Annotated in this window: 10 protein-coding genes; 5 read left to right on the top strand and 5 right to left on the bottom strand. The window is 39.4% G+C overall.

Translation table 11 applies throughout. From position 1 onward, the window contains the following. Nucleotides 1-731, top strand: a 731-nt coding sequence (locus tag CSH93_RS17550; protein WP_164078409.1) for a GGDEF domain-containing protein, incomplete at its 5' end; no start/stop codon positions are given. Nucleotides 732-1,048: 317 nt separating this feature from the next. After that, on the top strand, nt 1,049-1,477 hold the full coding sequence (locus tag CSH93_RS17545; RefSeq protein WP_100644673.1) for a hypothetical protein: 429 nt from the start codon (nt 1,049-1,051) through the stop codon (nt 1,475-1,477). A 506-nt stretch (nt 1,478-1,983) separates the two neighbouring features. Here the strand turns inward: CSH93_RS17545 and CSH93_RS17540 are convergent. The 5 genes from CSH93_RS17540 to CSH93_RS17520 all read right to left on the bottom strand — a co-directional run bounded on the left by CSH93_RS17540 (nt 1,984) and on the right by CSH93_RS17520 (nt 4,739). After that, the gene (locus CSH93_RS17540) at nt 1,984-2,379 is read right to left on the bottom strand and encodes a hypothetical protein (protein ID WP_100644672.1); all 396 of its coding nucleotides are present in this window, start codon (nt 2,377-2,379) and stop codon (nt 1,984-1,986) included. Nucleotides 2,380-2,684: 305 nt separating this feature from the next. Then, complete coding sequence (locus CSH93_RS17535; protein ID WP_100644671.1) at nt 2,685-2,981, bottom strand: hypothetical protein; 297 nt, start codon at nt 2,979-2,981, stop codon at nt 2,685-2,687. Between the two features lie 63 nt (nt 2,982-3,044). After that, nucleotides 3,045-3,299, bottom strand: a complete 255-nt coding sequence (locus CSH93_RS17530; RefSeq protein ID WP_100644670.1) for a hypothetical protein — start codon at nt 3,297-3,299, stop codon at nt 3,045-3,047. 21 nt (nt 3,300-3,320) lie between these two features. Then, the gene (locus tag CSH93_RS17525) at nt 3,321-4,511 is read right to left on the bottom strand and encodes a tyrosine-type recombinase/integrase (protein ID WP_100644669.1); all 1,191 of its coding nucleotides are present in this window, start codon (nt 4,509-4,511) and stop codon (nt 3,321-3,323) included. Between the two features lie 12 nt (nt 4,512-4,523). Further along, nucleotides 4,524-4,739 (bottom strand): hypothetical protein, encoded by a 216-nt coding sequence (locus CSH93_RS17520; protein ID WP_100644668.1) that lies wholly within the window; start codon nt 4,737-4,739, stop codon nt 4,524-4,526. A 140-nt stretch (nt 4,740-4,879) separates the two neighbouring features. Between CSH93_RS17520 and CSH93_RS17515 the strand changes: the two genes are divergently transcribed. The 3 genes from CSH93_RS17515 (at nt 4,880) to CSH93_RS17510 (ending at nt 10,394) form a co-directional block, all read left to right on the top strand. Next, nucleotides 4,880-5,080, top strand: a complete 201-nt coding sequence (locus tag CSH93_RS17515) for a helix-turn-helix domain-containing protein (RefSeq protein WP_100644667.1) — start codon at nt 4,880-4,882, stop codon at nt 5,078-5,080. A 41-nt stretch (nt 5,081-5,121) separates the two neighbouring features. After that, a complete protein-coding gene (locus tag CSH93_RS17975) occupies nt 5,122-5,265 on the top strand; it encodes a hypothetical protein (protein ID WP_164078408.1) in 144 nt (47 codons plus the stop codon). 692 nt (nt 5,266-5,957) lie between these two features. Further along, entirely contained in the window at nt 5,958-10,394 is a 4,437-nt protein-coding gene (locus CSH93_RS17510) for a S8 family peptidase (RefSeq protein WP_100644666.1), read from the top strand. Nucleotides 10,395-10,478 lie beyond the last annotated feature (84 nt).

Below are 10,478 nucleotides of genomic sequence, written 5' to 3'. Positions count from 1 at the left end.
ATTGCTCCGATTCTGCGGAGCACTATAAAGTATTATTCAAAGACCCCGAGGGATTTGTAAAAAGTGTAAATCACCACCTACGTAATAAAGTCATTAAGAAAAACGAATATTTTGAACTCACCAACGGCACATTTCTGGAGCGCGATTATATCCCTATATTTGATGGTGAGACATATGTTGGACATTTATGGGTGTACAAAGATCTTACAAACAGATACAGGTTAGAAAACAAGCTTAAGAATGCACACAATAAACTCAAAGTACAAAGTGTGACTGACCCATTGACAGGCCTTGGCAACAGACGATTTTTCTATGACTCGATAACGCTTAATGCAGATATTTCTATGCTAAGCGTGTGCTTGATTGATTTAGATAATTTTAAAATGATAAATGACTCTTATGGCCACGATAAGGGAGATCTTGTTCTAAAGGGATTTTCAAAGTTTCTACAGGCTCATACACGAGAATCTGACTTAGTCGCTCGGTTTGGTGGAGAAGAGTTTGTTCTTGCATTTCCAGATACTGACACTGCAATAGCAAAGCGTCGGATATCAAAGTTATTAAAGCAAATTCGTTTACAAAAAATTGCAGGATTGGATATTACTTTCAGCGCAGGTATCTGCCAATATAAACTCGGAATGGATATAGATAAAGTTCTTCATATAGCTGATTTAGCGATGTACGAAGTTAAACACCATGGTAAGAATGGCGTGCATATTTCAGTACAATGAAAGTGTGTATTAATGCAATTCAAAAGTTAGATACGATCTGTTGATACTTTTACCCACTGCAGAACTATTCATATACACCTAAAAACTCAAAGTTAGTTCGTCTTTTGGCTTTTTTTAATTTAATAAAAAATTTGATGCTTTAGTAGTATTCACCAGTTCTATTTATTCATCTAATGTTATTTAAAGCAGCCTATACGGATATTTATCGTAGCTGTGAGTTTTGTAACCCTAAAAGTTTTTTATCCTTTATAGCGCAGTTAATAGTTGCAATAACGAACAATCACTCTAGTCGAATGTAAAATGTTTGGAGGCATGAAATGGAGTTTTGCAAGCACGGTACATATTCTATTCGATTTGATTCGAATAAAGTGTTTGTTGAAGCGACGGGACCATTTAATTTGGAGTTGGTGCAGGACTATAAACTAAAAATAGAAGAATGTATTTCTGCATTAGAACCCTGCCCCTGGGGACAAATAATCACGTTAAATGAGTTAAGCTTATTTACTCCTGAGGCTGAATCAGCTCTGATTTTTGGATTGAAATTAAGAAAAGAAAGAGGATTAAAAGCCTGTGCTATCGTTGCTAAGTCTCCCTTCAGGATAGTCCTACAACAAATCGATAAAATCTATAGCGAAGCAGAAATAAAACATAAAACATTTAAAAATGAGAGAGACGCAGTATATTGGGTAGATGATGAAATTAACAACTATAAACGACTAAGACATCCATTCAAATACGGTTCATGAGAGTCTTTAACTAATTTGTCAACTGCCTATTACAACATACTTTTTAGGGTGGAACGAATAGGAAGATGTTGAAGAAAATAAACACTGAATCAGCATTGAAGGCTAATTAAATGAGCACCTTGGCTAAGTTAAATATCAATAGCTCAAATGAAGTGATAGCGGAAATGACAAAGCTTAAAATCGATTGAAACCGAAGATATCATTATGTTGAATTTGGAGGGAAGGTCAGCCAAAGCGTTTTTTATTAGTGAACCTATTGGAGTTTGCTACTCTCGTTTCAAAACACCGAAGACCCCTCTATATACAAACTGTTCTCATACTACCGATTAAAATCACCAGAGGATAAACATACGTGCCACAATGAAAGCAATTTCCCCCCTATAAATCAAGATAATTGCAAAATAGCCGTAACGAGCCGGCAGCATCCTCTGCCCTTTGAGACGGCGAGGTAGCAACTTAGATAAAAGTCAGAAATCCACCAAATTAAAGCCTTTGCATAAATCAAGTCAGGCCTTACTAAATGCCTTGACAAAATTTCGGGGATCTTGATGAAAGCGGATGTGTTCTGGATGTTTTAGCTTTCTAGCTTCATGGAATATTGGGGTAATGTAACCCCACTGCGCCTTCTTCGAGAAATAGATAATGAAATCAATGTTGTCATCAGGCTGCCATTGAGGTCGCACTTTATGAGTTTCGTTGCTTGTATCAACACATTTCACTTGGATCCTGTAATACAGATTTCCATCAGAAATTAAAACATCGGTTTTACTGCCATGATCAATGTGCGGTTTGAAAACTTGCCAGCCGTCTCGTATTAGCCAAGTCTCAACTTGATTTTCAAAGGAGACGTTTTCGAAGAATTGCTTAGTTTTTTCAGGGATTATCGTCGATTTAATTGGCATTTTATTAAGTCCAAATCAAACTATGAAGTGGCTTACGCCTCCGCATAGAAAGAGTCTCGAATCGCTCGTAGACTCCAATTTGAACTCATAACCAGCCTCACGTCTTGGTCCCGATACATTGGTAGTTGTCTCCATTGCGGAATTTTCAACTACCATCGCAGGCTTTTCGCCTGTGAGTTACATCTAATAGTAAGTTACACGTTAACGCTTATTAAGTAAACTTATTGTTGAAGTTGAATTAGCCTTTCAGAACGCGCAATGGGTTTATAGCTGTTTTTCTTGTGTTGCGAATTGCAATTGTAAATCTACAATTTTCTATCAGAGAAACCCACCTTCGAAAATGTCGCCCAATAACCCACGAAATTGTCATCAGGCTCACCTAGCACTCCAACACAGAATGCAGTTAGTGATTTCTCCGCTATGGTAATTGCACGCTTCTCTAGCATTTCTTTCAGTTGATTATCTAAACTCACACCAACTTCCTGCACATCGAAGTTTCCTAACCCACCATAGGCACCAATGAAAAACTGATTATCCTCTTTTGAATAGTAGATACACCCTATTTCAATTACCTGCCTTGCGTCAATTTGGTTGGTAGCCATATAAAGCCCTCTTTATTGGCATATTCTTGAAACTAATCAGTAATCTAGAAATTACGAAATTTATCACCATTCTCTATTTTCATATTTAAATAGTTCACGTCTCAATGATGGCAAAACACCAGTGTGAAAATCAGCATTATCAGGATTACTTTTAATATAGTCTGTGATCCAATAACCGACCGCAGCCTGATTGCTTAGGTTTGGAGAATTATTCAAAAGCAATGACAAGGAATAGCGTTCATCGACCCTTAAAATTTCAATTGCGTGTTTAGCCATTGCCGTTGTTTCATTGGATAAAAACGTTTTTGCTTTATTCATTGTGAACCTCGAAGTTATTGGTTAATCAAGTTGATTGCTAAGTAGGCGTTCAAAAGCTGAACCATCCCTACGCGTTAAATTTGGTACATATCGGCTATACACTCGGAACAACATTTCAGTCGTTGAATGTCCTAGTTGCCGTGCGATCCATTCTGGTGCCTCTCCTGCCGCAAGCCATAACGTGGCAGTCGTGTGACGCGACTGGTAAGGCCGACGTTTTTCTAGCTTTAAATGAGCCAGAAGCGGATACCAAACACGTTTTGTCACATTGTTATGATCCAGTGGATGGCCTTCCAAGTTACAAAATACATATTTCGATAAGTGGGCTGTTGCCTCATGCTGTTTGCAAAGCGCCTCATATACCGGCTGACTCATCACAATCTCGCGTTGAGACGAATCTGTTTTTGTATACTCTTCCTCCCCATCAACCAGCGTCTCACGTATCAAAATGATCCGATTTTCAAAATCAATATACTTCCACTTAAGACCATCTATTTCCCCTGTTCTCATCCCAGTATAAAAACGCACTGTGTAATAATTGCGGTAGTCACCTCTCACTTTAGATAAGATCAAGTTCACTTCATCTAAAGCAAATGGGTTGATGTCTTGCTTCCTTACTTTTAAGGGTTTTACTCTTAAATAGGGGTTAGCAATGTCAAACCTGTCAGAGGCCTCCTCAAAAACTCGCTTAAGTGGATCCATAATCTTGTTTATCCGATTAGGAGAGAGCGTCTTGTTACCATTTCTACCTGGCAGTTTGGCAAGTGCTACGCGAAACTTAAGAATATCGGCCCTCGTTATATCCCCTATCCTTTTTTCACCAAACTCTGACAGGTAATATTTGACGACCATATTTTTAATATTTTTGATATGTGAAGCTCGCCAATTTATTTGGTTTTCCTCAAACCACTCCTCAATAAATTCTGAAAACAGCGGACTGAACGCTTTTTTAAGCTCCGGCTCAACGTAAGGTGTATTGGGATAAACACTCGGCTCTTTCGGTCTATTGTGGCCTAAAGGCGATGAGAAATAGTTATTAGGTTCGTAGGCACCCAGCGCTATGTCATGTTCTATCTTGGATAGCTTCCGCTCGAGTACTTTTCGGTTTGCTGCTGAGTCAGACAAACCGGTATTAACTCTGACACGCTCGCCATTGACTCTATAGTCCATGAATAGCTTTTTACTTGCGCCGCGAACTCGTATTGAACCCATAATTAGTCTCTATCAAGCAACGCTTGGCATACCAATCGAATCGTTCGCATTTGAGAGCATGTCTGCTTCAATATTCTCCCAAATGAATAAAATCTTCCGTCTACCAAAAGGACGAATGTAGTGCCTCCCTTCAATGAGACACACGTCCACCAATTGAGTCCTTATAGTTCGGGCGTCATATTTAATCGCTTGGGATAACTCTTCAGTTGTAAGATAGGTATGATTCATCCATACTCTCCAGTAATAGTTTAAAGAATCATTATGAATTCCTGCAGAATCATTTTGATGCTCTAGAGAGACATTATGACACGCAAATCGCACTGTCAACAAAAAAATGATTCTCTAGGGAGTTATTTTGAGGCTTTAGAGTGATAAAATGTAACTTATCAGCCATAATGGGGTCGAAAAGGTTGAAGATAGCAGACGTGGTCAGAGATACCGGTATCAACAGAAGTACTGTCACACGACTCTATCACGGAAACACAACTCGTATTGATTTCGAGACTTTAGAAGTTTTATGCAATTATTTAAACGTGACGCCTGGTGATGTTCTCACAATTGAGAAGTAATTCTTGCGTACTATCCTGTAGCTGAAAAAGAGGTGCTTAAAATGACGCGAAAATTAAGCGAACGAGGAAGAGAAATACTAGAACGAGCAGGTGCATACGCTTCAGCTGCTAGAGCTAAAGCTTTAATAGCAGAGAGCCGAAAGAAAAATGAGCAAAAGCAGTTAGAAGAATCCAAAAAGAAATAAACTTGATTTTTGATAATCAAAATTGGCAATGTTTTCTGCATGTCCATGAAAGTGCTTCTTTTTTACCTAAGTTTTTCCTTTGGATAAGAAAGTACTCCTCACTACACATAATCAATATCAATTATTTTGATTGGCTCAAAATCAGAATTTAGTTCTCCTGAGTATCCCATTGGATTACATACAACCCTGCAGCCCGATAATATTTAGTCAACACTGCTGTGCATATGTCCATGCAACAACGCTGTTGGTTTATGCCGCTCAATGAAACTTTCAAGATTAGATGCATAGGCTGCGCTACTAATATCCTCTTTATATTCTTCCGGCACTTACATCATGGATGGGGCATGGTGTGTGATGACGACGTTTGTTAATTCTGAATTTGAAAGACTTTCACCTAGCCTGTTGAGTGAACGCCTGTTGATGTTTGTCCAATAGGTTTATACGCAGCTTTGAAACTTCACCAAGACAATAGAGTCAAGTGGGTGACTCTAACGAAAGGAATTAATTTGTATCAATACATCAAGAGCCTAATTCCATAACGTAAAGTTAATCACAGAACATACTTCCAAATTGAAATCGTTCTTATTGTATACATTGTTATCAGAAACCATACATTTTGAGATGATCTCTTTTTTCTAAACGGGGCGTATTGATGCTAATGTTATAAGTTTCGTCTCTATGGATGGTCGATAATGATTCACTTTAAACACTCTATCTTCACAGCTATTTTTTTCCTCACTCTTGTCTCAGTGCCAGGTCACTCATCGGCAGGTAATTATAGAAATCTAGATCTGGTGTCAAGCCAAGACCCATCAAATGAAATAGATAGACTTCTCAAGTCGGAACAAAACAAAAGACAGCTTGAGCAGAACTCTTATGCAACGAACGATGTACCTGAAAGCTGTGTACCAACAAACCTTCCCTCTGCTCCGACATCAGATATTTACACCTTAGAAAGTGATTGGTTTGGTGATGAATTTAGACTTGAGTTTTGGCGAGAGCCTTGTGTAAGTGATAACGATTCGTCAGTCGTTCTTGTTAGAGCTACGCCAATATCGGGTGACCCTTTCATATGCGGAGCTGGTTTTGATGTTGAACAAGGCGGTACGTCTTATAACAGCGTAAAATTGCAAGAAAGTATAAATAGTCCATCTTTTTGCGAATCATTGATAGAAGAAAAAACGCTAATACTCAATCAATGGTCCATTTTGGATAACTTCGATGATCAATCTGAATTTACAGTCATTTTCAACGGATTCAACAACAGTGATTCTGTTGTTATTCCTGCAAATTCTGTAACCCCATCGTTTCCGCTTACTGCCTATAATGTCCCTAACAGTGCTAGTGGAGATCAAATTACTCTTCATATCATAAACAGCGGCAATTCTTCTGCGCAAGTTATCGGTACTCTAATCCACCAAGATGGGTATACACTTGGAACAACTGATTCGGTTGTTGTAGAGGAGCTGGCTCCCGGTGCTAGACGTGAGATAACTGCTAGTGACTTAGAAGTTATTTTTGGGACGGATACATGGTCTAAGCGTTCAAGAGTGGAATTACTCACAACGAGCCCAAGCGTTGATTTACTTGCAACAGTGCGCACGCCGAATGGAACAACAACAAATCTTACTTGTACTAATCCATATTACGCGCACAATATTCCTAGCTCGGTTAATGTCGACCAAGCTTTCATTAGGGTTAGTAATGTTACTGACGAAACGATAGAGGTTAGAGGCACTCTTTACCATCAAGATGGATATGTTCTTGGGAATGAAGACTCGGTTTTGTTTTCAGCTCTCGCTCCTAAGTCAACTCAAGTAATAACAGCTGCTTCACTAGAGTCACTAACTGGATCTAATACTTGGACAAAACGTGCAAGGTTAGAAATCACCTCAGATACTTCTCAAATAGCTATCATGGGCTTAATCAGAACGTCTGATACGTTGACTAACATGAGTTGTTCTTCCAGCAGCTCTGTTCCTAATATCCCGAGCAAAGAGAATTCGGATAAACCATTTGTAAGGGTTACTAATACAAGTGATGCTCCACTAGAGTTAAATGCTGAACTCTTACATCAGGATGGTTACAACTTAAGTGATAGCATTGTTATTGACACGATCGATGCTAAAGAAACTTTAGTTTATTCCGCAGATTCATTAGCTGAAGTTTTTGGCGTTGATACATGGAGTAAGCGTGCGAGATTTAACATAGTAGGGCAAACATCTCGTCTTTCAATCTTAAACCTAATTCGTTCCCCATCGGATATTCTTACTAATATGAGCTGCACGAATGATGGTAGTGCCTATTACATTCCAAATACATCTTCTGTAGATCAAGCTTTTATCCGCATATCGAATCGTTCTTCTAATCCAGTAGTGTTGACGGGAACGTTATATGATCAGAATGGAAACGTGCTGGGAGAACCGGGCTTCGTCATTGATCAGCAACTCGAAGCTAATGGAACAACTGTCATGTCTTCTTCTTTGCTTGAGCAATATTCCGGCTCTGGCAGTTGGACTGGACTAGCTCGGCTGGAAATCGATACGCCAAGGTCATCCATTGAGCTTTTAAATTTGCTAAGAAATGAAAATGGCACGCTAACTAACCTAAGTTGTAGTGTTAAAAAGTTCGGTTTGAGCAAAGTATCAGGCGTCATCACCTCTCAAGCCAGTTTGTACCAAGATTCAGACACTAACAATCCTGACGCAGTATCTATCTTCAATGGCACATTTGCCGATGCTCAATACGTTAATAGTCCTTTCGTTATTCAGGGTTATGCGAATGTCGCTGGCGCTGGAGAAGAGGGAGCATCTTTTGATAATGGAGACTTATATGATGTCTATTACAGTAACCTGCTACAAGGACAGAGTCTGAAATTAGAGGTTTCTGAATCTCCATCAAATTATGAGAATGACTTAGATCTATATTTATACGACCAAAATGGCACATTAGTGGATTCTTCGCTTTCTGCAAATACAATAGAATCGTTAATTGTGCCATCTTCGGGGATTTACTTTATCGTTGTTAACGCTTACAGCGGAGCATCGAATTATTTTTTGACGGTAAGCCAACAGATGGCTCAAACCCAAGATCGCCTATTGCGTCTATCCCATGATTTTGTAACCGGGGATATTATTGCTAAACAAAAGGCTAAGGAGACAATACAGAGTTTAGGAGTGAGTAATACTTTTGATGTAGTCACAGGTATAGAGCAGAAATCTAAAGCTATTTTAAACAATGTGGGGCTGTACTCAGTTGGCAGCGATGCCAGCAGTATCCAGCAAACATTAGGTTCTTTAAACCAGAGCGTAACACCCAGTAAGATTGCATTGACACCTCTGTTGGGTGAGATATCTGATCAGAATCACGCGAAGCTTAATACTCTTCTCGCTATAAAAGAAATGCAAAAGCGAAGCGATATTGAATGGGCAGAACCTAACTATATTCTAAAAGCCTATTCAGCAACCAATGACCCGCTGTCTCAGTATCAATGGCATTATTCACAAATAAATCTCAGTAATGCTTGGAACGTAACTACTGGAAGTAACGATTTAATTGTAGCGGTTGTTGACAGTGGGGTGTTACTTAATCATCCTGATTTAAACTCTAACATAATTCAGGGATATGATTTTGTCTCAAACCCTTTCAAATCTTTAGATGGAGATGGGTATGATGCAGACCCTACAGACCCTGGAGAGAACCCTAACGGACCAAGTTCTTTCCATGGCACTCATGTAGCTGGCACCATTGCAGCGTCAACAAATAACTCTATAGGCGTTGCGGGAGTGTCTTGGAATACATCAATCATGCCTGTGAGGGTTTTAGGTAGAGATGGTTTTGGAGATTTATGGGACATTCTAAATGGCGTTAAATATTCCGCTGGTTTGCAAAATGACACCGGCATGTTGCCATCTCAAAAAGCAGACATTATCAATTTGAGTTTGGGAGGTTATCAATATTCTTACTACGCAGAGTTGACTTATCAGTTAGTAAGGCAATCTGGAACAATAATAGTGGCTGCGGCTGGAAATGAAAATACAATTGCTCCGTCATTCCCCGCTTCATACCCAGGGGTAATTTCTGTTAGCGCCACAAACAAGCAGCTGGACAAAGCTAGTTACTCTGATTATGGGCCATATGTGGACATTAGTGCCCCTGGTGGTGAGACGGAATATAGTATTTATGACGGCGTTTATAGTACCGTTGGAAATGATTCCTCAGGAACTGTAACTCCTGATTATGACTTTATGCCCGGGACATCCATGGCTTCACCACATGTCGCAGGAGTAATCGCCTTAATGAAATCTGTATATCCAGATTTAACTCCTGAGCAAGTGGACGCTCTTATTGCTTCAGGGGAAATCACGCGAGATTTGGGAGCTTCGGGAAGAGATGATAATTTTGGATATGGGCTTATAGATGCATTACGCGCAGTAAATGCGGCCCAAGAGTTGAACGGAAATGATCCCGGTACCAATCCAGCATTAGCAGTCATCAGTGTTCAAAGCATCGACTTCGGAGTCGGTGTAAATTCTTATGATATAGAAATTTGGAACGGTGGTGATGGTGAGTTAACAGTAAACAATGTTTTAGAGAACGCAAGCTGGCTTTATATTCAAGAAGAGAATGTATCCGACGACAGGCTCGGTAGTTATAAACTTACTGTTGATAGGAGCAATCTCTCGCCAGGAATTTATGTAGAAGAAGTAACTTTTGAGACATCTTCCAATAATTTGTCTTTGCTGGTTTATCTGACCGTTCCGATTAAGGAAGTAAATCGAGATCCTGGCTTACATTACATTTTGTTGATAGACGCGAATACGTTTGAAACTGCAGCTTATGTGCGAGCTATAACTCAAGATGGTCAATATCAATTTCTATTTGAGAGTATCCCTAAAGGTGACTATTACATTCTAGCAGGAACCGATTCTGATAATGATTTCTTCGTTTGTGATAAGGGAGAAACCTGTGGTGGCTTTCCCAGTAGGGAAAGGTTATCGGTCATATCTGTTGACAGGGACATACAAGGACTTAACTTCACAACGGGGGCAGATATCTCTGTTTCTCAAACTAATTTTGTTGACCCAAATCAAATCAAAATATATTCAAGGTCTTTACCTAGAAATTAGTGCAGATGAATTTTTATTAGCAGGTGGGAAGCAATATTCCCACCTGCTCTGCACTTCTAACAATTAGCTCTCCTGATGTTGCTT

Origin of the sequence: Neoalteromonas facilis (assembly GCF_002807665.1) — a bacterium.
GTDB classification, from domain to species: domain Bacteria; phylum Pseudomonadota; class Gammaproteobacteria; order Enterobacterales; family Alteromonadaceae; genus Alteromonas_E; species Alteromonas_E facilis.
This window is presented reverse-complemented; position numbering and strand designations above follow the sequence as displayed.